Raw genomic sequence first — 24,754 nt, 5'->3', positions numbered from 1 at the left:
GAGAGGACGACGTGATGAACGAGACGGGTGAACGAGACGGGTCAGGCAGACCCGAGACAGACCGCCCTAGCCGGGGGCGGCGTCCGGCACCGCGACGCGGATGTGGCAGCCGGCCTCCGACGGCGCCACCTCGATCCGGCCACCGTGCAGCTCCACGGCCCAACGGGCGATCGCCAGACCGAGACCTGTTCCGCCCGTTGGGGTTGCGGTCTGGTGACCGGAACCTCCCACCGATTCGGCAGCTGCCGGCACCGCGCCCCGCCGGAACCGCTCGAAGACCTGGGTCCGGTCCTGCTCGGCGATCCCCGGGCCGTCGTCCACCACCTCGAGCAGCAGGGCGCCGGCCTGGTCCAGCTCGGCGCGGACCAGCACCGTGCCGTGGTCGCCGGCATGGCGGGTGGCGTTGTCGACCAGGTTGGTGATCACCTGTCGCATCCGGGACGGGTCCACCTCCACCGCCAGCGACTCGGACATCTCGACCACGATCCGGACGTCGGGACGCACCGCCCCGACATCGGCCACCACCGCGTCCACCACCTCACGCAACACCACCAGGCGTCGCGCCAACGGCGTCACCCCGGCCTCGGCCCGGGCCAGCCCCAGCAGGTCGTCGAGCAGCCCGGACAGGTTCTCGACCTGGTCGAGCACCTCACCGAGGGCGGCCTCGTCGGCCGGACGCACGCCGTCCACCAGATTCTCGAGCTGTGCCCGGACCGCGGCCAGCGGGGTGCGCAGCTCGTGGGCCACGTTGGCCATCAGGTCACGGCGCTGGGCATCGGCCGAGGCCAGATCGCCGGCCATGGCGGTGAACGCCCGGGCCAGGTCGCCGACCTCGTCCCGACTGGTGGTGCTCACCGGGCCGGGTGGACGGCCGACCGCCATCTGCCGGGCGGCCGCCGTCATCTGCCGCAGCGGGCTGGTCATCCCGTGGGCGAGGAACTGGGTGACAGCGAGGCCCACCAGCACCGAGACCGTCAGTCCGTAACGCGCCCGCCAGCCGAAGACGACCAGGCAGAAGTAGATCAACAGGGCCGAGGCCGTGATGCTGGCGAAGACCAGCAGGCCCAGTTTGGCTTTGATCGAGCGCACCGGGTCGAGCGGGCGCAACCCCTCGGGGAGCACCGGCCTCACGGCAGGTCCTCCAGGGCGTAACCGACTCCGTGCACCGTGCGGATCCGCTCGGCGCCGATCTTGCGGCGCAGCGCCTTGACGTGGCTGTCCATGGTGCGGGCGGCACCGGCCCGGACGGCGTGGGCCGCCGCCCGCGGATCCCAGTCCCAGATCTCGGCCAGCAGGCTGTCCCGCTCGGCGACCCGGCCGGCCCGGCGAGCCAGCGCCTCGAGCAGGTCGAACTCGGTGCGCGTCAGGTGCACGGCGGTGCCGTCGACGCTGACCCTGCGCGTGCCGCGGTCGAGCTGGACGGCGCCGACGGTCACCACCGCATCCGGCGAGTCCGGCGAGTGCGGCACGGCAGCAGCCAGCACCGCGGCCCGGTCGACCCGTCGCAGCAACGCCGCGATCCGGGCCACGAGTTCGCGCGGGCTGAACGGCTTGGTCAGGTAGTCGTCGGCCCCGACGGCCAACCCCACGAGCCGATCGGCCTCCTCGTCACGGGCGGTGAGCATGAGCACCGGCACCGGCCGCGTGGCCTGGACCTGCCGGCAGACCTCGAGTCCGTTCAGGCCGGGCAGCATCACATCGAGCACGATCGCGTCGTAGACCGTGGTCCTCGCCGCGGTCACGGCAGCGGGGCCGTCGTGGGCCAGATCGACCTCGTAGCCCGATCCGCGCAACCGGCGCACCACGGCGTCCGCGATCGCCCGATCGTCCTCGACGACGAGCAGCCGACGCGGCCGCCGCTCGGCCCCGGGTGGAGTGGTCAGCGTGGTCACGATCACGACGCTAGCGGCCGGGCTCTGGGGACGGGCTGGAGGCCGTGTGGAGATTCCGTGGAGGGCGTGAGGGCAGTTCAGCGACGCTTGGCTGCCAAGGCATGACAAAGAGTGATCATGTTCGGCGCGCCTGTGACAACCAGTACCCATCCGGCGTATCGTCCGATCTGGCCCAGATCCAACCGTCCCTTCGCCGAGCAGGAAGGCTCGCCATGTCGACGGGAGACCCGGGCCTCGCCATGCGCCGGCGCCGATCCGTGTGCTGCCGTGACGCGCTGCGCCTGCTGCTGTGGCCCATCTGGATCATCACCGTTCTGCTGCTGATCGCCCAGGCCGCGTCCCCCAGCCCGATCTTCTCCGCCTCGACGGCCCGGCTCACCGAGCTCCTGCTGCCCGCCGCGGCGGGACTGGTCGCCAGCGCACTCTGTGCCCGGGCTGCCGTCCGCCACGACGCCGACACCCGGCGCGGCTGGACCTGGGCGGCGATCGCCGCCGGCTGCACCGCTGTCGGGCATGTCGTGGCGGTGCTCGCCGGCACGGGTAGCGGCTCGGAACCCGTCGACGTCGCGACACTCTTCACGGTCTTCGCTGCGGCGACGGCGACCGGGTTGCTGCCGGGCCGGCCCGGTGGCGGCGGCAGCCGCGAGGTGCTGGACGGCGCGCTGCTCGCCGTGGGCACGACGGCGTTGTGCCTGGTCGGGGTGCAGAGCACCGGTGGTTCCGCCGTTCACCCGTTCGGCGCAGGCCACCTCGGCGTCGCTGTCACCTTGGCCAGCCTGGCTCTGGTCGGCACCCGGGTGGGCCGCCAGGTCTCCCCGCGCTGGGCCAGCACACTGGTGGCGTCCTTCGCCCTGGCCGAACTGCTCGCCCGCCAACTCGACGACCGGCTCGGGGCCGCGCTGCTGGTCCTCGGGCTACCGCAGGCCGGCGGGTTCGCCATGCTGGGGCTGGCGGCACTGCACCGGCACCGGATCGGCGCGGCCGAACCCAGCGCCCCCAGCTCCTGGCCGTTCCTCGTCCCGACGGCTGCCCTGGCACTGGTCGGTCTGTACTGGCGCCGCGGTGACAGCCCGGCGCCGGCCACCCTGGTGATCCTGTTGATCGCCATCGGGTTGGCCCTGGTGCGCCACCTGCTGGCCCTGCGGGACAACGCCTCGCTCATCGCCGAGGTCGCCGCCACCCGCGACCGGGCGGATCGGCACGACACCTTCGACCTGCTGACCGGGCTGGCCCGCCGCCCCCTGTTCACGAGGCGCCTGCACGAGGCACTGCAACGTCAGGTGGACGACGGGTCCTCGATCGCGGTGCTGCTGTGCGACCTGGACTCCTTCACCGCCCTCAACGACCGTCTGGGTCACGCCGTGGGCGACCGGTTGCTGGCCGAGGCGGGCCACCGGCTCGAACGCCGGCTGCCGGCGGCGGCCAGCATGGCCCGGCTGGGGGGCGACGAGTTCGCCGTCCTGGTCGAACGACTGCACCCGAAGGATGCCGCCGCCCGAGCCGGCACCCTGGCCGAGGCCCTGAGGGCCGCCATCGATGCCCCGTTCCAGGTTGACGGCATCGACGTCAGCATGAGCGTGGGCGTGGGTGTTGCCGTGGTCGACGCCCAGATGCCGCGCCCGGGGGCAGGTGAGGTGTTGAGCCGGGCGGATGTCGCGCTCCACACCGCCAAGCGCACCGACCTTCGGCGACCCGTGGTCTACTCCGAGGGCCTGACGTTGCCCGAGGAGCACGACTGGCTGTTGCGCCCGGCGCTCCTGCACGCCTTGGCGGACGGCGGGATCGTGGCCCACTACCAACCCGTCATCGAGCTCGGCAACGGGAGGGTCCGGGCGGTGGAGGCGCTGGCCCGTTGGCAACGAGTGGGTGAGGCGGCGGCGCCGGCGATCTTCCTGCCGGTCCTGGCCCGAGCCGGGGCGTTGCCCGATCTCACCGCGCACATGTTGCGACTGACCACTGCCCAGCTGGCCGGCTGGCGCCGCGACGGGGCGGATCCGAGGATGCGGGTGAGCGTCAACGTTCCCCCGCCGCTGATCGGCGATCCGGCGTTCACCGACATGGTGCACGCCGCCCTCGACAGCGCCGAGCTGCCGGCCTGTGGGTTGATCCTCGAGATCACCGAGGACCGACTGATCGAGGACCTGGACGCCGCAGCACGGGTGGTGTCCTCGCTGCAGCGTCTCGGCGTCCAGGTCTGGCTCGACGACTTCGGCGCCGGGTACTCCTCGCTGGCCCTGCTGCACCGGCTGCCACTCAACGCGGTCAAGCTCGACAAGTGCCTGATCGCCACCTTGCACACCGACCCCTGGTTGCGCCGGCTGGTCGGCGGAGTGATCAGCCTGGGCGATGACCTGGGGCTGGACGTGATCGCCGAGGGGATCGACCGGGGCGAGCAACTCGACGTCCTGCGGGATCTGGGCTGCACGCTGGGGCAGGGGCACCGGCTGGCGCGCCCCGCGCCGCCCCGCCAGCTGTCCGCTCGGCTGCTCAGCCACGGCCTCGAGGGCTTCGGCGGCCTCGGGGGCCAGTCCGCCGATCACCCCCTACGGCTGCCCACTGCCCGGACACACGGGCCGGGACACTCGACCACCTCGGCAGCCGCGCCGGCCGGCTGAGCTCGTCGCAGCGCCCGGTCAGGCGTAGTCGAGGCGGGTCATCATGCCTGCCTCCATGTGAAACATGTTGTGGCAGTGCAGCATCCAGGCGCCGGGGTTGTCCGCGCGCACCTCGACGTCCAGGCCGGCCATGGCCGGCACGACGACGGTGTCCTTGCGGGGTGAGCCCGGCACCCCGCGAACGGCGAAGGTGTGACCGTGCAGGTGCACCGGGTGCAGCATCATCGAGCGGTTGGTGATCCGCAGCCGGGTCAGCTGCCCCTCGCGCACGGTCAGCGGCTCGGCGTCGGCATACGTCGTCCCGTTGATGGTCCAGCGGTATCCGCCACCCATGGTGCCCGCGAGGGCAACAGCCTGTTCCGTGTCGGGCGTGCGGTCGGGCCATCGGACGGCGTCTGCGGCGACCAGATCGCCCAACGTCAGGCGCCTGCCGGTGAGTTCGCCGGGGCGCCATCCGGGCGCCGGAGCACCGCCGGACGCCGTGCGGATCAGGACCCGCGCCGCCGTCCCGGACTTACCGGTGGGAAGCGCGGTCAGCGGGAACACCCCATCGGCGAGCGTGACGGTGACGTCGTAACGCTCGCCCATGGCGATCTGCAGCGTGTCGACCGTCACCGGAATCACCGGGAAGCCATCGGTGTGGGTCACGGTCAGCCGGTGTCCCCCGAGAGCGACGTCGAAGGTGGTGTCGGCGGCCGCATTGATCAGCCGGATCCGCACCCGGTCACCGGGCCGAGCGGCGACCGAGCGCGGTGCCGTCGGCAGCCGGCCGTTCGCCAGGTAGGCGGGGTAAGCGACGTCACCGGCGTCGTTCATCCCCCCACCGTGTCCCATGCCACCCATACCGCCCATGCCGCTCATGGAGCCCCCATCGGCGGTCAGGTCGGCGAAGAGTTGCTCGGGGGTCTTGCCCAGCCCGACGGTCCAGTCGTCGAGCATCACGACGAGTTCGCTGTCGTAGCGGCCCGGCTCCTGCGGGTCGTCGATGATCACCGGGGCCGACAGGCCCCAGTCCAACTGCATCCCGGTGTGCGGGTGCAGCCAATACGTGCCCGGGTCGGGGACGACGAAGCTCACCTCCGTGCGCGAACCCGCCGCGATCGCCGGTCCGGTCACGCCGGGTACTCCGTCGGCGTCGTGTCGCAGTGCCAGACCGTGCCAGTGCACGCTGGTCTCGCCGTCCAACTGATTGCTGATGCTCACCCGTGCCAGGTCGCCGGCGCGGAGCCGCACCGTCGGGCCGGGCAGCTCACCGCCATAGGTGAGCGCCTCGACCGTCGTCCCGCCCAGATCGACCGTGGAGCGGCGGGCCACCAGGTCGACGGCGGTGGTGCGGCCGCTGCGAGCACGGGCCGCCTCGACGCGCGCCGCGGCGGAGGCGTCGATGCTCACCGCCGGGCCGATGTGGCCGCCGGGGGCGGTGGTGTGTGAGGCCGCACCACGCAGCCGCTGGACGCCGAAACCGCCGAGCAGAGCCACACCGCCGCCCACCGCGGCGGCCAGCACGGTGCGCCGACCGAGGACGGCGCCGCTCGGATGTTCCTCGCCCCACGTCATGACTGCACGCTGGGCGACGACCCCCGGGATTTCGATGAAGAAACCCCGAGGATTCGCTGCCGGTGAAACCTCAGACCCGCCGACCGGTCATCGGGTCCCGTCCGATCACGCAGTAGTCCAGCCCCGCCGGGTCACGCAGCACCACCCAGTACGCGCCCTCGAACACCCACTGCGCGCCGAGGGCCAGGTGCCGGGCCACCTCCGCGGCCACGTCGTCCGACCAGAACTCGAGGTGGGCGCGTGTGGTGGTACCTGCGTCGTCCGGACCGAGCCGCTGCGCGATCACCCGCAACGGCAGCCCCGATGCGACCGGCGAGGCCGCCCGAAACGCGACCACGCCGTCCACCGCGGCGAAGGCCTGGACCGTCCAGCCGGTGAGCCGGGCGACGAAGTCGACCTCGGCGTCCAGCAGCGCGGGCGGGACGTCGAGGCACACCTGGGCGAGCCGGCTGCGGTGCCCGGCGGGCCAGGTCTGCGGCGGCGGCACCGCCCCGGGCGGGTGCGGCACCAGGCAGAGGACGAACCCACCCGGCGAGCGCAGGATCACGTGACCACCGCAGTCGGCGACCTCGATGGCCCCGAGGTCGAGGGCCTGCTTGCGGGCGCCACGGACGTCGGCCACCGACAGGTCCAGGTGCACCCGGGCCGGCTCCTCCAGCCGCTGCACCTTCAGGTAGCCGGTGCCCTCGGCCGGGACGAGCGTGGCGAACTGCCCGTCGGCACCGCGGGGCGGCGACAGCGTGGTCCCGGTGGCGGCCGACCAGAACCTCACCGTGGCGGCGTGGCGATCGCTCGGCAGGTCGATGAAGGCGGTCACCCAGCCGATGTCCAGTGCCGTCATGGGGCGCCTCCCGCGCTGGGGGTGATGCGGAGCAGGGCGTCGTCGGCCCCGTTGGTGGTGGTGACATAGAGCGCGCCGTCCGGGCCGAGCCGGGCCGCCCGCAGCCGGCCGAACGCACCGTTGGTCTGCTGCGGGATGGCGATGCTCCGCACCGCCCCCGCCGGGTCGAGGTGGATCAGGACCAGTTTGGCGCCCTTCAACGCTGTGACCACCAGTGCCCCGTTCAACTCGCCCCACTGTGGACCGTCGAGAAACGTTGCGGCACACAGGGCCTGGGTGACATCGCCGGTTTGCCACACCGCGGGCACGGCGTCCGGGAACCGGTCGAGGTCGGTCATCGGCACGCTCTCGTCATAGCCGTCGACGGTGCCGCCGCGGGAGGGGTCCCAGCCGTGGTTGCCGCCCGCACGCAGCAGATTCACCTCGTCGTTCACCCTCGGGCCGTGCTCGGCGGTGTAGATCTGACCGGTGCCGGGCCGGATCGCGACACCCTGCACATTGCGGTGACCGTAGCTGTAGACATAACGCTCGAACCGGTTCTCCGACGTGACGAAGGGATTGTCCGGCAAGGGGTTCCCGGTCTGCAGGTCCAACCGCAGCACCTTGCCGCCCAGGCTGGTCCGGTCTTGCGGCACCCTGCCGTCGGCGGTGTCGCCGGTGCCGACCAGCAGTGCCCCGTCGGCCGCCAGCGTGGGTCGGCACCCGGAGTGGCGACCGCCGGCCGCGATCGGCAGCCCGGTCAGCAGGTCACCGACCCGAACCGCGGAGCGGGAATCGTCCGCCAGCCGCCAGGTGACCAGGCGGATGTCGACCGGCCGACCGTTCTCGTGATGGTTCTGGCAGGTGGTGAACCGGCGACTGGTGGCGAAGTCGGGGTGCACCACCAGGCCGAGCAGACCACCCTCGCCCTGCGCGAACACGTCGGACAGGTCGGCGCCCACCCGAGCGGTCGTGGCCCCCGGCCGCAGGCTCGACACCAGGGTGATCCGACCCGGACGCTCGCTGACGAGTGCCGAGCCGTCGGGCAGGAAGCCGATGTCCCAGCCGTGTTCGAGACCGCGAGTGACCACCTCGACCTGCAGCGGTGGGGCACTGCGCTGCGCCGGCGGGCCGGCCGAACCTGGCGCCGTCGGTGTCCCTCGCGGCGTCGGCACCTCACCGCGATCATCACCGGAGCACCCGACCACCGCGGTCAGCACCGGGACGGCGATCAGGGCCGCGAGGACGGCGAGCGGGTGGCGCATGCCCCCAGCATGGTCACCGGAGCCGAAAGGTCAACCGCTCAGTGCGGCCAGGGGCCGGGTCGCGTCGGCCAGGGCTGCGAGGTCCGGGGCGACGCGCACGGCGATCAGCCGCTGGGCCGCTCGGATGTCGCGGGCCACCGCATTGCCGCTGCCGATGGCTCCCGCCGAGCGCAGCCGACCGTCATCGGCCAGGCCGAAGTGCAGCCGGACGCCGTCGGGACGAACCCGCGTCACGGCGACATCGGAGGGGTCGGGCAGACCGGCCATCTGCAGCGTCCGGTCGTACTGGTCCGACCAGAACCAGGGCACGGCGGCGAAGGGGGTCGCGGGGGGATCGGTGAGCATGGCGGTCGCCAGGTAGGTGCCCTGATCCTGAGCGTTGCGCCACGACTCCACGCGCACCCGCCGGCCGCCCTCGTAGGCCAGCGGGAAGGCGCAACAGTCGCCGCCGGCCCAGATGGCGGGGTCGGCGGTCCGGAGGAACGCGTCGACCACGATGCCGTCGTCCACGGTCAGTCCTGCGGCGGCCGCCGGTTCGGTGCGGGGCTGCGCCCCGACCCCGGCCACCACGACATCGGCCCGCAGGGTCTCGGTGCCGGGCACGCCCTCTCCTGGTGAGCCCGCCAGGTCGACCAGGATGCCGCCGTCCGGTCCGGGCTCGGCCCGCAGCCGCTCGATCCGCACCCCGCACCGCACCTCGACCCCATGCGCCGCGTGGACGCCGGCCACCTCGGTGGCCAACGCGGGCGGCACGCTACGCCCCAGCAGGCGCGGCGCGGCCTCGAGCACCCGTACCCGAGCACCCCGGGCCACCGCGGCCGCCGCCACCTCGAGGCCGACGAACCCTCCCCCGATCACGATCACGTCGGCCCCGGCGACCAGCCGGGCGCTCAGCCGATCGGCGTCGTCGTGGTCGCGCAGGGACAACGCCAGCTCGCCGCCGGGCACGCTCAACGGGCGGGCACGGCAGCCGGTGGCCAGCAGCACCCGGTCGTAGTCGATCGACTCGCCGCCCTGCAGGACGACGCGGCGCGCCGCCCGGTCGATCGAGACGACGGGGACCCCTGCCCGCACCAGCACCCCCGCGGCACGGAGCGCGGCCTGGCCACCGATCAGCGGTGCTTGCGAACCAGGGTGCAGCAGAACCTCTTTCGACAACGGCGGGCGCTCGTAGGCCACTCGCCGCTCGGCCGCGACGAGCGTGAGTGGACCGGTATGGCCGGCCTGACGCAGCCCGAGGGCGGCGAAGGTTCCGGTGGCGCCTCCCCCGACGACGACGATCCGCTCGTGACGAGCAGTCGAGGTCACGGGGCGCCCTCGTCGGCGTCGTGCTGACCGAAGACGTACTTGGCCGCGAAGGCCACCGGATCCCACACCAGACCCGGCTCATCGGCTTCGCCGGGCCCGCCGGGCCGGTGTGCGGGCGGCTGCGATGCGGTCTCGAGCTGCCCCGCATCGGGGTGCAGCACGGTGATCGGGCGCGCTTGCAGCACGGTGACCGGGTCGCCCGGGCGGCGGTGGCGCGAGACCGCCCACTCGACGTCCACCGGGTGGCCGTAGTGGGACGCCACGACCTGCACCGCGTGGGCCACGGCGGCGATCTGCTCGGCGTCCAGCACCGGGCGGCCACGCAGCCGCAGTGGCATCGGGCGCGACGTCACCTCACCGGCGACGTAGTCGAACACCGAGATCACGTCCTTGCGGTTGACGATGTGGTCGATCACCCGGCCGTCGAGCCCCACTTGGATGTGGTCGGGGGTGACGAGCCCCTGCACCACCGCCTCGCCACAGCCAAAGTTGGCCTCGATCACCACCCGGTCGCGGGCGCCGGTGACCGGGTGCACCGAGAACGCCACCCCGGACGCCCGGGCCGGAACCAGTTCCAGCACCCCGACCGCCATCGCCGTGGGGGCCGGCGGGCCGCCCGACTCGACCTCCTCGCGATAGGCCAGCGCGCGCGAGCCGAACAAGCTCGCCCAACACCGCCGGACGGCGTCCAGCACCCGGGTCGAGCCCGACATGCCCAGGAAGGTGTCGAAGGCGCCGGCGAAGCTGGTTGCCGCACCGTCCTCGCCGACCGCCGAACTGCGCACGGCGACCGGGAGCCCGAGATCGAGGTGTTGCTCGCAGAGCTCGTCATAGGCCGCCGTGATCGCCGAGGCCAGAGCCGGTTCGACCGCTTCGGTCAGCAAGCGGGACCGGGCTGCCTCGGGTGCCAGACCGGTCAGGCCCAGGTGCGCGGCTTGGTGCCGATAGCCGGCGACAGTGACCGCGAAACCCGAGGGAACGCTCAGCCCACGCCCGATCGACCCGGCCGATCCGACCAGCGCGGCCAGTTCGGCCAGCCGCCCCAACTTGGCACCGACCTCCCGCTCCAGCCCGCGGTCGAGCGGCACCACCAGCTCGGGCGGCCGAGGGGCCGTCGCCGGATCACCCACGGCCCAGCACCGTGACCACCCCGGCGCTGCCGTCCACCTCGACCATGTCACCGTCCTTGATCAACGCCGTCGCCAGGCCGACCGCGGTCACCGTCGGGACGCCGTACTCGCGCCCCACGATCGCCGCATGGCTCAGGATGCCGCCACCGTCGCACACACAGGCCGCCAGCTTGCCGAAGGCCGGGGTCCAGTTCGGTGACGTGGACTCACAGACCAGCACCTCACCCGGTTCCACCAGGTGCAGCGTGTCGGCGTCGGTGAGCACCCGGGCGATCCCGCGCGCCAGGCCACCGGACGCCGCCAGCCCGACCAGTCGGACGCCGCGCGAGGCCTCGCCCGGTTCGCCTGGAGCGCCCGGGGCGGGGGCCGCCGAGGGAGCTGACCCGCCGACCGCGGACAGGAAGGTGCGATTCAAGCCGAAGATCTCGATCAGGATCGGGTCGTGGACCCGATCGGGAACGGTACCGAGGGTCTTGGGCATGGCGATGCGACGAACCCGCCAGTGATCGAAGTACTCCCGACGGTCCTCGACCAGCCCGCGCAGGCCGCGGTCGTAGTCGCGGCGTCCCTCGGCGACGTCCAGCAGCTCGGGCCAGAACAGGAACAGCGTGTCGTCGGCCCGATCGGCGCCGATCCGGTCGGCGATCGCCAGTGCGGCCCACCGCATCGGCAACGCGGCCCGCAGGTCGATGGCCGCGTTGTGCTCCTCCTGCCACCAGGTGAAGTTGGCCGCCTGCACCGAGGCCAGGCCGGCGTCGAAGACCACCCGCTGGGCCGAGGTCAACCGGGTCCGGGCGTCCTCGATCGCCGCATCGCGCTCGGCGAGCAGGGTGGCCCGGGCGGCGTCGAAGTCGTGTTCGTGGGCCTGCAGCAGGAAGGTCTTGATGGTGCCGAGCGGCGGGGTCGGGTCCTCGATCCAACTGGGCAACGCGATGTCGCTGGTTCCCTCACTGCGCCAACCGAATTCGGCCATCACCTCGCGAAAATCCGTCATCCAGGCCGCAGCCGGCCCTCCCGCCGTGTCCAGGGTGGCGGCGAGGTCGGCGGGGTCGGTGGCGGCGAACACGGATGCCAGACCGGTTTCGCGGGCCCGGTGGGTGAGGCGCCAGAGTTCCCGGTCGGTCTGGCTGATCCGGGTGTCGACACCCTGCAGGAAGACCCCGGTGCGCGAGGGGTCGAGCCCCATCTCGGTGCAGGCGCCGTGAAACCCCAGGTAGTTCACCAGGAGCGGGTACATGATCTCGAAATGGATCTCGAAGGCCCGTTTGTGGAACCGGCGGGCCTCGCGCAGCATGACGGCGAGCTCCGGCAGGCTCAGCCCGGTCACGTCCAGGCCTCGCAGGCGATTCCACCCGCGGTCGATCTCGGCCTCACGGTCGGCCCAGATCATCCTGAAGTCCCGCAGGAACGCCGGCAGCCGGCGCGCCAGCCGCGCCGTCCGCTCTCGCATCTCGAACGAGGAGGAGACCTCGATCGGTGAGGCGTACGTATGGGTGCCGGCCATGCGCTGGGCGATCCCCGGCCGGGGGGCAGCGGCAGCGTCTCGGCCGCGAACTGGCTGCCCCAGGAGTAGCCGTCCTCGTTCCAGATCATGCCCATCGGGGTGAGCCCCCGGGACCAGTGGTAGTCCAGGAACCAGAACCGGTCGACGTCCCGCGCCTCGAACGTGCGCAACGGCTCGACCACGAACGGCGAGTGTCCATGCGCGGGGCGGAATCCGGGGTACCACTCGTCGGTGACGAAGTCGTCGATCGGGATGACGGTCGGCATCACGATCCTCCGCAGGCTGGCCACGCCCCAGTGCGCGCGCGCCCCCACGGTGACAGCACGATCAGGACGGCGGCAAGTCGTTGCCCGAGGTCACGGCCGGCCGGCCGAGCGCCTCGCAGCCGGCTCACACCCGGTAGCGGTCGACCAGGGAGTGCAGTTCGCTGCTCATGCGGGCCAGGTCATCGACCGCCGCGCGGGCACTGGCCATCGACTCGGTGGTGGTGGCTGCGGCCTCGGCGACCTCGTCGATGCCGCCGGCGATCTGCGAGGAGTGGGCCGAGGCGACGTCCACCACCCGGGACAGCTCGGCCGTGGTGGCGCTCTGCTCCTCCACCGCACCGGCGATCGAGGACTGATAATCGTTGATCTGCCCGATCACCATCGCGATCTCGCCGATGGCCGTCACCGCATCGCCGGTCTGGGCCTGGATCTGCTCGATGCGCCGGGCGATGTCGCTGGTGGCCCGGGCCGTCTCCTGCGCCAGATCCTTGACCTCGTTGGCCACCACGGCGAACCCGGCACCGGCCTCGCCGGCCCGGGCGGCCTCGATCGTCGCGTTCAGGGCGAGCAGGTTGGTCTGGGCGGCCACGCTCTCGATCACGTTGACCACCTCGCTGATCTGAGCCGAGGACGCCCCGAGCAGCTGCACGGTGTCGGTGGTGGTCTCGGCCAGGCGCACCGCCGAGGCGGCCACCTCGGCCGCCTGTGAGGCGTTGTGCGAGATCTCCTGGATCGACTGGCCCAACTCACCGGCGGCCACGGTGAACCCGCCGACCGATGCGTCGACGCCGCGGGCGGCGTCCACCATGCCGGTGGACCGGCTCGCCGTCCGGTCGGCCACATCGGCGACCACGGACGACGTCGCAGCCAGTTCCTCGGCCGCGGCGGCCAGGGTGGCCGCGGAGTCGGTGACCCGCCGCACCATGCCGGCGATCTGCTCGACGAAGGTGTTGAACAACTGTGCGATCCGGGACATCTCGTCCTCGCCGCGCACCTCGAGGCGGGCCGTCAGGTCGCCGTCTCCCTCGGCGATCTCACGCAACCGATTGATGACCGCGAGCATGCCCCGGCGCACCGAGACCAGCACCAGCGTGCTGCTGATGGCCACCAGGAGGGCCGCGACGATGCCGACCACGGCGATGACCGTGATCACCCGGTCAGCGGTGCTCCGCATGGACTTCTCGGCGGCGGCCACACTGTCGACCATGGCCTCGTCCGCCGCACCCAGCTTCTCCTCCAGCTGGTCGAACAGCTCCAGGAAGGCCGGTAGGTCGGTCGCCGCGCCGGCCCTGTCCTTCTCGGCTCGGGCCACGATGGCGATGCCCGACTGGCCGTACTTCTCGATCGTGGGCCGCATGGCCTCGAACTGCGGCACTATCGCGGCCGGGGCGACCTTGGCCGCCGCGTCGATCTGCTCGAGCATGGTGGCCGCGTCCTGCGTCACCCGCTCGGCGTCGAGCTGCTCGCGCAGCTGCGGTGTGGTGGCGTAGAGCGCACCCAGCACGTCGGCCTTGATGCCGTCGTGCATCATGTCGGCGTTCCAGGTGTGCGACAGGGCCGTCGAGGTGTCTGCCATCGTTGTCGCGGCGGCCCGCTCTGTGACGGCGTTGGCCAGGGCGATCCCCCCCAGGCCGAGCACGGCGACCACTGACACCGTTGTCGTGGCCACCAGCCGGGCAGTGACGGTCAGCTTCATCGACACACTCGTTTCCTCGTGAGGGCCACGGGCCCACCAACACGACGTCAACGCGATACCAAGGAAGGTCATCGGGCGCCGATACCGGTGACCTCGACGCGGACACCCGAGATCACTCCAACGGAGGCGTTCCACCTCACCCGGATGGCGCAGCGTCGTCCGAACGGACCTCGGCCGCCGTCGCCGATCACTCCGGGTGGCCGACGGCGCGACGAGCTGATCAGATGGCCGGTATGGATCACGCCCGCAGGGTCACCGTGGTGATCGCCGAAGTGTTCTGCGTCATCGGCACTCTCGTGGGAGTGGGGGTGCTGGGCACCCGGGTGCAGGAGGCCTCCGGCGGAGCCCTCGCCGCGGACGCCACGCTGCTGGCCCCGGCGGGCCCCGCCTTCTCGATCTGGTCGGTGATCTACCTCGGACTGCTCGGGTACACCGTCTGGCAGGCCCTGCCCTCGACCCTGACCAGCACCCGAGCCCGGACGACGGGGTGGCTGGCGGCGGCGTCGATGGTGCTCAATGCCGGGTGGCTGCTGGTGACCCAGCAGGGGTGGCTGTGGGTCAGCGTCGGCGTGATCGTGGCCCTGCTGGCGGTGCTGACCGTGATCGGACGCCGGCTGGCCGCACTCGACGCAGCCGCGACCTCGGCCTCCGGCCTCGAACGGCTGGTCGTGGACGCCACCTTCGGGCTGTACCTGGGGTGGGTGGCCGTCGCCACGTGCGCCAACATCACGGCCACGCTGGTGGCCTCGGGCGTCGACGCCTCGGCGGGCGTCGGTGCCGCCATCGCCGTGGTGGTGCTGGCCGTGGCCGGCGGCGTCGGGGTGCTGCTGATGCGCTCGGTCGGTGCGCGCTGGGCGGTGGCCGCCGCCATGGCCTGGGGCCTGACCTGGATCGCGATCGGCCGCACCGGCGATGCGCCCCGGTCGACCGTCACCGCCGTGACCGCGCTGATCGCCGCGGTCGCGATCCTGGCGGCCGCGGTGGCGGTCGGCCGCTCGACCACCTCGAGGGCCGGCGAAGGTCACGACGTGTGATCCACGATCATCCATCCGCAATCGAACAACTACCGTGCGTGATGAAGATCGAACTTTTGATCCAAATTTTGACCAAGCACCGGACAGAACGTGGTGGACCTGACTACATACATTACGCCGAGGCACATCGTCCAGCGTGATCGACGTGACACGCGACGGGGGCCGGACCCGAGGAGCCGTCACCGACGGTGATCACCGTCCGACTCCTGCGAGCCCACCTCGGTCGTGAGCGAAAGGACCACCGTGGTCGATCGGACCGTCAGCGGCCCCCGTGGCGTGCACACCAGACTCGGCCGCTGGGCGGCCGTGGGGACAATCCTGCTGTTGCTCGTACCGTTGGGGCTGTCCCTGACCACGCTCTGGCAGAGCACGGGTTCAGACCTCACGTTCGACGCGCGCGAGCGGGACGGCGTGCGCTATCTCCGCCCGCTGGTCCGATTGCTCAGCACGACACTGGACGCGCAGAACGCGGCGGTCGCGGGCACTGCTGTGGACGCCGACGCCGTGAGGGCCGCGCTGAAGGATGTCGACGGTGTCGACGACCGCGTGGGGGCGACGTTGGGCACGACCGTGCGATGGACGGACCTGAAGGCCAGGCTCGACACCCTGACCGCCGGCAACGCTCGCGGCCGAGCCGCGCTGAGGGCCTACTCGGTGGTCGTCGACCTCGAGGTCGCTCTCATCGCCCGTGTCGGGGACAGCTCGAACCTGATCCTCGATCCCGAGCTCGATGCGTACTACGTCATGGACGCGACCCTGCTGCGGATCCCTGCGATCCTCGTCGACTCGGCACACGCGACCGGCCTGGCCGCGCTCGCCCGATCCGAAGCCGCCGGCTCCGACCAGAGCGACGCCGACCAACTGGCTGCGGCGGTTGCCCTCACCAAGGTCCGATCCGACATCACCGCGGTGGACGACGGCCTGCGCAAGAGCTTCGGTATCACTCAGAGCCGCACCCTCGGGGCCGGCCTGCTCAGCGACCTCGACAAGCTACGTGACGCCGTCACGGACTTCGCCCCGCCCAGCACCGAGGTCGGCGCAGCGACCGGTCAGCGGCCCGGCGCGGACCTGCTCAGGGGCTGGGGCACGGTGCGCGACGCTGCGCTGGCGTTCGAGGCCTCGGCGCTGACCGAGTTGGACGCTCTGCTGGTGGCGCGCTCAGACCGGATCGAGGGACAACGACGGTTCGTGGTCTGGGTCTCGGCAGTCGGGCTGCTCCTGGCCCTGGGGCTGGCCGGGGTGTGGGCCTGGACGACCACCCGCGTGGCCCCCGCCAGGGCTCCGGGCGCCCCTGCTCGTGAACTGTCGTCCGACGGCGACCTGATCGGCGCCGGCGCCGCCGGGAACGACCGATGATCCTCGGTCGACTTCGGGTGGGCGCGAAGCTGAACCTGCTCGTCGTCATCCCGTTGCTGGTCGTCGTCCTGCTCTACATCCCGTTGCTCTCGGGGCGGCTCTCCGCGGCCCGGACCTCCGCCACCACCGAGGCCGTCGCCCGCACCGGTCGGCAGATCGCCATCCTCGTGGAGGAGCTGCAGCAGGCTCGGCTCTTGGCCGTGGCGCGCAAGGGCTCCCCGGCCGTCGCCCCCAACGATCTGGTCGTCCAGCTGCAGTTGGTACGAGAGCTGGGATCGCAGATCCAGCCGACCGGCGCACACGCCGCCGAGTTGCGGGCCGCCCTCACGGGGGTGGACAGGTTGGTGATCGACACCGGCCCCCGACTGGTCGCCGGCACGCTGGCACCCGATTCGGTCATCGCCGCCTTCGGTGCCGTGGTCGACCGGCTGGTCGCTGCTGTCGGCCTGCCCCGCCAGATCACCGAGAACTCCGAGGATGCCTGGGCACTCACCTCCCTGGACGCCCTCCTGCGCTCCAACGAGGCGACCAGCCGGGCCGGGGCGTTGCTCCTGGCGGCCACCTCGGCCGACGCAACGCGACGACAGACCCTGCTGAGCTCGGCGATCGACTTCACCGCTCGCGCGACGGAGGCGGGCGCGCAATTCCGGCAAGTGGCCACCCCACGCGCCACCGAGGTGTTCGACCGAGCGGCCAAGAGTCTCGCCTCGGCCAAGATCGCTGCCGGTACCCGGCAGGTGTCGCTGCTGAGCGAAGACGCCGACACGGGCGACCTCACGGTCGAGATGTTCGCCGCGGTCCAGTCCCAGACCGGCTTGCGCCAGCTGGCCCAGGGTGAGATCTCGCAGAGCGTCGCGGTGGCCACGCAGGCACAGGCACGCCAGGCGCGCCTGACCGCGCTCGCGGTGACCGTGATCTCGGCGCTGGTGATGCTCGCGGTGTTGGCTCTCTCGGTGCTCATCGGCCGCTCGGTCTCACGCCCTCTGCGACGGCTCACCCACGCCGCGGGGCGGGTCGCCGACCTCGCCGAGGCCGAGCTGCAGCGAGTCAGCGACGAGGATTCCCTGGACGACGCCCTGCCACGGCTGGCCGAGATCGGCGTCAGCACCCAGGACGAGATCGGCGAGCTGGCCCAGGCATACAACCGAGTTCAGACGACGGCCTCGCGACTCCTGGAGCGACAGGTGGTCAGTCGCCGCAACGTGGCGGCGATGTTCGCCAGCATCGGACGGCGCACCACCAACCTGGTCGGACGCCAGCTCGCCCTGATCGACTCCCTGGAACGTCGCGAGGAGGACAACGCCACCCTCGCCACCCTGTACCAGCTCGACCACCTCTCCACCCGGCTGCGGCGCAACGCGACCAGCCTCGTGGTGCTCTCCGGTGGTTCCGAGTCAGCCGGTGGCGGGCGCCCCTTGGCCCTGGTGGACGCGATTCGCGGATCGCTCGGATCGGTCGAGGACTACACCCGGGTGGAGGTCGACCGGCTGCCGAACGTGGGAATCGCCCCCGGCGCGCTGGGTGACCTGCTGCTGATGTTCGCCGAGGTCCTCGAGAACGCCGTGCTCTTCTCGCCGCCATCGACCTCGGTACGCGTGACCGGTGAACTGGACGAGCACGGCGCCTGTCACCTGGCGGTGATCGACCTCGGCCTGGGCATGCCCACCGACCGGTTGCTGCAGGAGAACGAGCGGCTGCGGCGCCGTGAGCGCCTGGACCTGGCACCGAGCCACGTCCTCGGGCTGTTCGTGGTCGGGCGGATCGCCCGGCGTCACGAGATCGACGTTCGACTCGAGCCGAATCCGGATCGCGGGATCACGGCACGCATCGACCTGCCGGCCTCGCTCCTGCTGCCGCTGGCAGACTCTCCCACGGGTGCAGCCCCCGCCGCGCCGGCGCGGCACCCCGCACCGCCCCGTACCGCGCCCTCGGCGCCTGCCCCGACGGCCCAGCCGGCCGGCCCAGCGGCCTCCACGCCGGTCTCGCTGCCGGCAGGCTCCGGCGAGGTGACGCCCCGTGAGGACGCCGACTCGGTTCCGAGCATCCGCCGCCGGGTGCCTGGCGCTCAGCTGCCCACGGCAGAACGCAACCAACGGCCGGAGCCGAAGCTCGTCGTTCCCGTGGCCGACCCCGAGCGCGCCCGCCGCCAGGTCGACGACCTGGAACAGGCGATCGCGCGGGCGGCCGAGGCTCCCGCGGCCTCGGCACCGCCGCCCCCGCCGGACGCCCGGGCCGGGATCACCAGGCGGGTGCGTGGCTCCGCGCTGCAGGCGCTGGGTTCTGACGCCACACCGCGTCAGGGCGCAGGCACCCCCGTGGTGCACGACCCCGAGTCGCTGCGCTCGGATCTGGACCAGGTCGGGGCAGCCATCGACCTGGCCGGGCACGGCCTGCCTCAGGTCTCCCCCGCCGAGGAGCGGCGTGCGGCCGAGGCCGCCGAGTCGGCGCTGCGCGAGGCCACCGGTCGCCGAGACGAACAGCGCGAGGCGATGAGCGCCCTGGCCGACGAACTGCGATCGGGCTCCCACGTCCTCGATCCGATCGACAGCGAGACCATCGAGGCCACTCCCGCCCCACCCCAACCGGACGGCATCCTGCCGCCGCGACGTATACCGGGGCGTGCGCTCGCCGAACTCGAGCCGAACGCCGAACCCCACCCCACAACAGGCGCAGACGGAGGGTCATCATGACCGATGCCACAACCACGCTGAGCGAGTCGGCACAGGACTTCACCTGGCTCCTGGCGAAGTTCGCCCGCGAGACAGCGGGAGTGGTCGACGTCATCGCCGTCTCGTCGGACGGTCTGTTGATGGCGACGGCCGAGGATGCCGATCGGGCCACCAGCGACCGGCTCTCGGCGATCGTGTCGGGCATGGCAAGCCTGGCCGCAGGGGCAGGGACGAGCTACGGGCTCGGCGCGCTGAACAAGGTGATCATCGACGCCGAGGGCGGTTTCCTGGTGGTGATGGCCATGGGCGCGGGCGCTCTGCTCGGTGCCGTGGCGGACACCAACGCCTCGCTGGCGACGGTCGCCTACGAGATGGCCGTGTTCATCAATCGGATCAACGGAACCCTGAACCCGCGCCTGATCAACGAGTTGAAGAACTCGGTGAACTGATGGGCGACGATCCGACGACGCCCGGGGACGCCGGCATGATCAGGCCGTTCCTGGTCGGCCCGGGGAACGAGCGCGACCCGCTCGACCTGCCCGAGCCCGCGAACGCCGTCCGGCCCTTCCTGCTCACCCGGGGCCGTACGGCTGCCGACGCCTCGATCGCCGTCGAGACCCAGGTGGCCGCAACTCCTGCCGGTCGGCGCGCGGTGTCCAGCCTGTCGCTCGAGTACCGCGACATCGTGCTGGCCTGCGAGCAGCCACTCGCCGTGGCCGAGGTCGCGGCCATGCTCGACCTGCACCTGGGCGTCGCCCGGGTGCTCATCTCGGACCTGACCCAACAGGGAATGGTGTCGACCGAGGTCCCCGACGGGGACGCCGCCGACGATGTGGAGACGATCATGCGAGTCATCGATGGCCTACGACAGCGCACCTGAGCCCGCCGCGCAGGCGGGCGACGGGCGGGCCGCGACGGTGACCCGCGGTCGCCCGCCGGTTCCGGTGAAGATCCTCGTCGCCGGTGGCTTCGGCGTGGGCAAGACGACGGTGGTGACGACGATCTCCGAGATCGCCCCGCTCACCACCGAGGCCGAGATGACCTCCGTGGCCGCCGGGGTCGACAACAACGAACTGGTGCCCACGAAGACCACCACCACCGTGGCGATGGACTTCGGACGGATCACGATCGACCAGAGCATCAAGCTCTACGTCTTCGGCACCCCCGGCCAGGACCGGTTCGGCTTCATGTGGAACGACCTGGCGAACGGTGCCCTGGGAGCGTTGGTGCTGGTGGATGACCGGCGGCTCGACGAGTGTTACGCCGCCGTCGACTACTTCGAGAAGGCGGGTCTGCCGTTCGTGGTCGGGGTGAACCGGTTCGACGGGCAGGTCCAGCACGATCCCGAGACCATCCGATGGGCCCTGGCGATCGGGCCGGCGGTGCCGATCGTCGAACTCGATGCGCGCAGCTTCCTGTCGGTGCGCGACGCGATCCTGGTCATGCTCGAGGAGGCTCTCGCTCGCGCCCGTGCCCGGCAGGCGAACTCCTAGGGCCGTTGCTGCCCCGGTGAACGACTCGGCGCACCACGCACCAGGGATGACATCGACACCCCTGGCACCAGTACGTCGGGATCGGTGTGCACCGCGATGACGCGCGGCCGGTCGAACCGGGCGGCCACGGCCAGCGCGTCGTCCAGCTGGTCGGCGGCCGTGACGTCCAGCCCGTCGGCGCCCAGCGCCCGGGCCAATCCGGCGATGTCCACCGCACCGATGTCGGTGCCCGCGGTGCGGGCGAACCGCCGCGCCTGATGCATCGCAATCGTGGCGTACGACCGGTTCACGAAGACCACGCAGAGCACCGGAACCCCGTGGCGCACAGCGGTCTCCAGCTCGACCGCGGTCATCAGGAAGCCACCGTCACCAGCGAGCGCCACCACCGGCCGGCCCGGCTCGGCCAACCCGGCGCCGATGGCCGCGGGCAGTCCGTACCCCATCGCCCCGGAGATCGGCCCGAGTTGGCTGCGTGGGTGGGTGAACCGCCAGTACCGGTGCGCGAAGACCGAGAAGTTGCCGGCGTCGTTGGTCACGATGGTGTCGGCCGGCAGGTGGCGCGCCAGCGCGGCGATCACCGCTGCCGGGTGCACACCGCCGGACGACGACGCGGCGAGGTCGGGCACCGTCGAACCGGTCAGGTAGACGCCGTGCTCGGCCGACCAGTCCCGGGGTGACGCCACCGGCAGCTCGAGCAGCGCCCGAGCACAGGCCTCGACGTCGGCGCGCACGCTCCAGGCCAGCGTGACCGGCGTCCGCAGCGCCCGCGGATCGAGGTCGACATGGATCACCGCGGCGCCGGGAGCGGGCAGCGTGAAATCCTGAGAGGTGGTGTCCCCCAAGCGTGTCCCGAGCGCGAGCACCACGTCCGCCTGCTGCAGCGGACGCACCAGCTCGGGTGCCGTTCGCAGGGTGAGGTGACCGAGGTAGTTCGGGTGGTCGTTGCGGAAGGTGTCCTGCCGCCGGAAGGCGGTGTACACCCCGAGGCCGTAGCGCTCGGCCAGCGCATGCACGGCGTCCCAGGCCCCCTGCGCCCCCTGGCCGAGGATCATCACCGGACGGCGTGCCTCGCGCAACAGGGTGGCGATCTCGGCCGCGGCCGCCGGGTCGGGTCCCACCGGGGCACTCCGTCCCGGAGCGAGCTCGCGGGCGCCGTCGGGCGCGGGCCGACCCAGGATGTCCGCCGGCAACGCCAGCACGGCCGGTCCGGGTCGCGCCGTCGTGGCCGCCCAGTGCGCCCGGGCGGCCGCCTCACCGGCGCGGGCCGGGTCGTGCAGGGTCTCGCCGTGCACACTGACCGATCCGAAGAACGTGGGGAGGTCCACTTCCTGAAATGCCCTGCGGCCCAAAGTATTCGACTCGACCTGTCCGCACAGCACGATCATCGGCGTGGAATCCTCCCACGCGGTCTGCACCCCGATCATCAGGTTCGAGGCGCCGACCGCACGGGTGCCCATGGCCACCGCCGGACGGCCGGTCAGCTTGCCCTCGGCCTCGGCCATGAACGCGGCCCCCGACTCGTGTCGCGTCGAGATCAACTGCAGTCCGGGGGTCTGCTCGACGGCGTCCAGCACCTCGAGGAAGCTCTCGCCGGGCACCGTGTAGAACCGTCGGACCCCGCGCCGCGCCAAGGTCTCGACGATCGCCTGCCCGGCCGAACGGCCCGACGCGGGGTTGGTCGCTGGCCCGCTCGCTGGCTCGGTCGCCGTCATGGGGCGGATGCTCGCACAACCGCGGACCCCGGTGTGCACTCGTACCCGCCTGCGGAATACCGTCGCGGCATGACCGCACTCACCGATCTGGTCCGCACACAGGGTTTCGTGGTGTTCGACGGCGCGATGGGCACGATGCTCCAGGCCGCCGGGCTGGACGACGGCGGCGCCCCCGAGCTGTGGAACGTCGAGCAGCCGGACATCATCGGTGGCATCCACGAGGCGTATCTGCGCGCCGGCGCCCGAGTGATCACCACGAACACGTTCGGTGGCACCCGGCCACGCCTGGCGATGCACGGCCTCGGCGATCGGGTGGTCGAACTGAGCGAGGCCGGGGCACGGCTGGCCCGGCAGACCGCCGACACCTTCGGTGCGCTGGTGGCCGGTGATCTCGGGCCGACCGGTGAGCTGCTCGAACCACTGGGCGATCTGACCCCGCAGCAGGCCCGGGATCTGTTCGTCGAGCAACTGCAGGGGTTGGTGGCCGGCGGCATCGACCTGGTGCTGGTCGAGACCATGAGCGATCTCGCCGAGGTCGAGGCCGCGGTACGCGCGGCACAGCAGGTGGCTCCCGAGCTGCCGGTGGTGGCCACGCTGTCCTTCGACACCCACGGCCGCACCATGATGGGCGTCACCCCGGCCCAGGCCGTCGCTGCTCTGGCGGCGCTCGGCGTTGCCGCGGTCGGGGGCAACTGTGGCCGCGGCCCCGGTGAGATGGAGGCCGTGATGTCCGAGATGGTCGCCGCTCGACCCGAGGGATTGCTGCTGATCGCCCAGTCCAATGCCGGCCTGCCCCAGCTGGTCGGCGACCGGTTCGAGTACACCGCACCACCCCCGGTGCTGGCTGCGCACGCCGTCCGGCTGCGGGAACAGGGCGTCGACCTGATCGGCGCCTGCTGCGGCTCCACCCCCGACCACACCCGCGCCGTCCACGCAGCCTTGATGCGCTGACCCGAGCTGACCCGGGGCACCTCGGGCTGCGGTCGGTGATGTTCGGTGCTCTCATGCCGGTGAGGAAGGCACCTGCACGAAAGCGTGGTGATCATCGTGCCGCGTCCCGACGCACCGGCCGGGCACATCGTCGAGCCGGGCGACCACGACCGGCTGCTGCGCGCGGCGGCCCGCGGTGACGACCTCGCCTGGGCCGAGCTGGTGCGCCGTCACGCCGAGTTGGTCCGCACCGTGTGCCGGCGGTGCGGCGTGTTCGGAGCCTGTGCGGACGACGTCGCGCAGGTCACCTGGTTGGCCCTGTTCACCCACATCGAGAGGATCCACACCCCTCACGGGATCACGGCGTGGCTGCGGACGACGGCCCGCCGGGAGTGCCTGTCCCTGCGGCGTCGCGCGGCCCGCGAGGTGCCCCGCCACGATCTGGACGCCCCGGTCGTGGGCCCGGACCCCGACGACTGGCTCGAGGCCCACCGGGTACAACAGGTGATCCGCCATGCGGTGAGCCTGCTGCACGGTCGCGAACGCGCACTGGTCGAGCTCCTGCTCCAGCCGGATCCACCCAGCTACATCGAGATCTCGCGGCGGCTGGGTATGCCGCTGGGAGCTGTCGGGCCGGTGCGGCAACGCGCCCTGCGGCGACTGCGAACCGTTCTGGGCGCAGAGCTCGTCGGCGACACCGGGTCGGTCCCGACCACCGACGGGCTGATCACCGGGTATCCCGCCACGGCCTGACGGCCCGCCGCACACTGAGCCGACCCGCCACGGACCGACCTGCCACCGCGGTGTCCCGCCCGCCGCTTCAGAGCCTTGTCGGGCGAGCCGACATACGGGAATGGCCTCTGGTGCTGCCGACCGGACGGTGCGGCCCATCGAGGGCCCGAGGCGAGAAGGGGTGAAGTGTGAGCGAAGAGATCCTGCGACTCGTGGCCCAGGCGTATCGCGAGGAGGGGCCGTTCGGGCAACCCGTCCTGGTGAGGTCGTTCCTGACCACGATGTCCCGCGAGAGCGTCGAGGCACAGCTGGGCGCTCTGCTGGACTCCGGCGTACTCGTCGCCGGGGCGGGCGGCACCGTGAGCCTGGCCGCCGCGGTCCGAGTGCCGATCGTGAACCAACGTGTGTTGGGCTACTGGGTCCGGGTGGCCACCAACGGCCAGGAGGACCTTCGCACGGTGAGGCTCACCTGCATCCGGGCCGAGTTGCGTGAGCTGGCCGCGTACTGCCTGTCCTCGCAGACCCTGCCCGAGGCCACGGTGCACCGTGGCCTGCAGTTGCTGGGCGTCCTTGCCATGCGCGACCTCGACGCAGCGGCCATGGACCTGATGGCCGGCCTGACCGGCCCGGTGCGCCAGCAGATGCAGGACCTTGCCGCGGTCCCGGAGGGTAGCTGCCGCAGCCTGAAGGAACTCCAGGCTCGGATGCGTCGGTACGTGACCACCGAGTTCCTCGCCGAGACCGGCGCCTGAGCAGGACTGAGCCGAGGGTGTCG

General features: G+C 72.0%; 19 protein-coding genes and 1 pseudogene. 10 read left to right on the top strand and 10 right to left on the bottom strand.

Annotated features, from left to right (window positions below; genetic code table 11):
• Positions 1-66: 66 nt before the first annotated feature.
• Together IPK24_06940 and IPK24_06935 are read right to left on the bottom strand one after the other, a co-directional pair.
• Entirely contained in the window at positions 67-1,122 is a 1,056-nt protein-coding gene (locus IPK24_06940; GenBank protein ID MBK8075293.1) for a HAMP domain-containing histidine kinase, read from the bottom strand.
• A gap of 5 nt (positions 1,123-1,127) precedes the next feature.
• On the bottom strand, positions 1,128-2,042 hold the full coding sequence (locus tag IPK24_06935; protein MBK8075292.1) for a response regulator transcription factor: 915 nt from the start codon (positions 2,040-2,042) through the stop codon (positions 1,128-1,130).
• Positions 2,043-2,104: 62 nt separating this feature from the next.
• Here IPK24_06935 and IPK24_06930 point away from each other — a divergent pair, with 62 nt between their 5' ends.
• Entirely contained in the window at positions 2,105-4,507 is a 2,403-nt protein-coding gene (locus IPK24_06930) for a bifunctional diguanylate cyclase/phosphodiesterase (GenBank protein ID MBK8075291.1), read from the top strand.
• An 18-nt stretch (positions 4,508-4,525) separates the two neighbouring features.
• On the opposite strand, the gene IPK24_06925 is transcribed toward IPK24_06930, so the two are convergent.
• The 7 genes and pseudogenes from IPK24_06925 to IPK24_06895 form a co-directional block, all read right to left on the bottom strand.
• Positions 4,526-6,064 (bottom strand): multicopper oxidase family protein, encoded by a 1,539-nt coding sequence (locus IPK24_06925; GenBank protein MBK8075290.1) that lies wholly within the window; start codon positions 6,062-6,064, stop codon positions 4,526-4,528.
• A 70-nt stretch (positions 6,065-6,134) separates the two neighbouring features.
• Positions 6,135-6,905, bottom strand: a complete 771-nt coding sequence (locus IPK24_06920; GenBank protein ID MBK8075289.1) for a VOC family protein — start codon at positions 6,903-6,905, stop codon at positions 6,135-6,137.
• On the bottom strand, positions 6,902-8,149 hold the full coding sequence (locus IPK24_06915) for a PQQ-dependent sugar dehydrogenase (protein MBK8075288.1): 1,248 nt from the start codon (positions 8,147-8,149) through the stop codon (positions 6,902-6,904). Before IPK24_06915 ends, IPK24_06920 begins: the two co-directional genes overlap by 4 nt.
• Positions 8,150-8,179: 30 nt before the next feature.
• Positions 8,180-9,457: an FAD-dependent oxidoreductase gene (locus IPK24_06910; protein ID MBK8075287.1), complete on the bottom strand. Its 1,278-nt coding sequence runs from the start codon at positions 9,455-9,457 to the stop codon at positions 8,180-8,182.
• A complete protein-coding gene (locus IPK24_06905; GenBank protein MBK8075286.1) occupies positions 9,454-10,587 on the bottom strand; it encodes a PEP/pyruvate-binding domain-containing protein in 1,134 nt (377 codons plus the stop codon). The genes IPK24_06910 and IPK24_06905 overlap by 4 nt, the downstream gene beginning before the upstream one ends.
• Positions 10,580-12,357 (bottom strand): annotated as a pseudogene (locus IPK24_06900) (PEP-utilizing protein mobile subunit). Before IPK24_06900 ends, IPK24_06905 begins: the two are co-directional and overlap by 8 nt.
• A gap of 124 nt (positions 12,358-12,481) precedes the next feature.
• Entirely contained in the window at positions 12,482-14,053 is a 1,572-nt protein-coding gene (locus IPK24_06895) for a HAMP domain-containing protein (GenBank protein ID MBK8075285.1), read from the bottom strand.
• Positions 14,054-14,277: 224 nt separating this feature from the next.
• On the opposite strand from IPK24_06895, the gene IPK24_06890 reads away from it, so the two are divergent.
• The 6 genes from IPK24_06890 (at position 14,278) to IPK24_06865 (ending at position 20,605) form a co-directional block, all read left to right on the top strand.
• On the top strand, positions 14,278-15,087 hold the full coding sequence (locus tag IPK24_06890) for a tryptophan-rich sensory protein (protein MBK8075284.1): 810 nt from the start codon (positions 14,278-14,280) through the stop codon (positions 15,085-15,087).
• A gap of 243 nt (positions 15,088-15,330) precedes the next feature.
• Positions 15,331-16,443, top strand: coding sequence for a hypothetical protein (locus tag IPK24_06885; GenBank protein MBK8075283.1), 1,113 nt, complete (start codon positions 15,331-15,333; stop codon positions 16,441-16,443).
• Positions 16,440-19,133, top strand: coding sequence for a HAMP domain-containing protein (locus tag IPK24_06880; GenBank protein MBK8075282.1), 2,694 nt, complete (start codon positions 16,440-16,442; stop codon positions 19,131-19,133). The genes IPK24_06885 and IPK24_06880 overlap by 4 nt, the downstream gene beginning before the upstream one ends.
• Positions 19,130-19,561, top strand: a complete 432-nt coding sequence (locus tag IPK24_06875) for a roadblock/LC7 domain-containing protein (protein MBK8075281.1) — start codon at positions 19,130-19,132, stop codon at positions 19,559-19,561. Before IPK24_06880 ends, IPK24_06875 begins: the two co-directional genes overlap by 4 nt.
• A 35-nt stretch (positions 19,562-19,596) precedes the next feature.
• Entirely contained in the window at positions 19,597-19,992 is a 396-nt protein-coding gene (locus IPK24_06870; protein MBK8075280.1) for a DUF742 domain-containing protein, read from the top strand.
• Positions 19,970-20,605: an ATP/GTP-binding protein gene (locus IPK24_06865; GenBank protein MBK8075279.1), complete on the top strand. Its 636-nt coding sequence runs from the start codon at positions 19,970-19,972 to the stop codon at positions 20,603-20,605. The genes IPK24_06870 and IPK24_06865 overlap by 23 nt, the downstream gene beginning before the upstream one ends.
• Here IPK24_06865 and IPK24_06860 read toward each other — a convergent pair.
• Positions 20,602-22,317, bottom strand: coding sequence for a thiamine pyrophosphate-binding protein (locus tag IPK24_06860; protein MBK8075278.1), 1,716 nt, complete (start codon positions 22,315-22,317; stop codon positions 20,602-20,604). The two genes, IPK24_06865 and IPK24_06860, sit on opposite strands and share 4 nt — an antisense overlap.
• 69 nt (positions 22,318-22,386) lie before the next feature.
• Here IPK24_06860 and IPK24_06855 point away from each other — a divergent pair, with 69 nt between their 5' ends.
• The 3 genes from IPK24_06855 to IPK24_06845 all read left to right on the top strand — a co-directional run bounded on the left by IPK24_06855 (position 22,387) and on the right by IPK24_06845 (position 24,731).
• Complete coding sequence (locus IPK24_06855; protein MBK8075277.1) at positions 22,387-23,268, top strand: homocysteine S-methyltransferase family protein; 882 nt, start codon at positions 22,387-22,389, stop codon at positions 23,266-23,268.
• A gap of 96 nt (positions 23,269-23,364) precedes the next feature.
• Positions 23,365-24,000 (top strand): sigma-70 family RNA polymerase sigma factor, encoded by a 636-nt coding sequence (locus tag IPK24_06850; GenBank protein ID MBK8075276.1) that lies wholly within the window; start codon positions 23,365-23,367, stop codon positions 23,998-24,000.
• 167 nt (positions 24,001-24,167) lie between these two features.
• The gene (locus IPK24_06845) at positions 24,168-24,731 is read left to right on the top strand and encodes a hypothetical protein (GenBank protein ID MBK8075275.1); all 564 of its coding nucleotides are present in this window, start codon (positions 24,168-24,170) and stop codon (positions 24,729-24,731) included.
• Positions 24,732-24,754 lie beyond the last annotated feature (23 nt).

Source organism: Kineosporiaceae bacterium, assembly GCA_016713225.1.
Classification (GTDB): Bacteria; Actinomycetota; Actinomycetes; order Actinomycetales; family Kineosporiaceae; genus JADJPO01.
The sequence above is the reverse complement of the archived record's forward strand: the minus strand, read 5'-3'. Positions and strand labels throughout refer to the sequence as shown.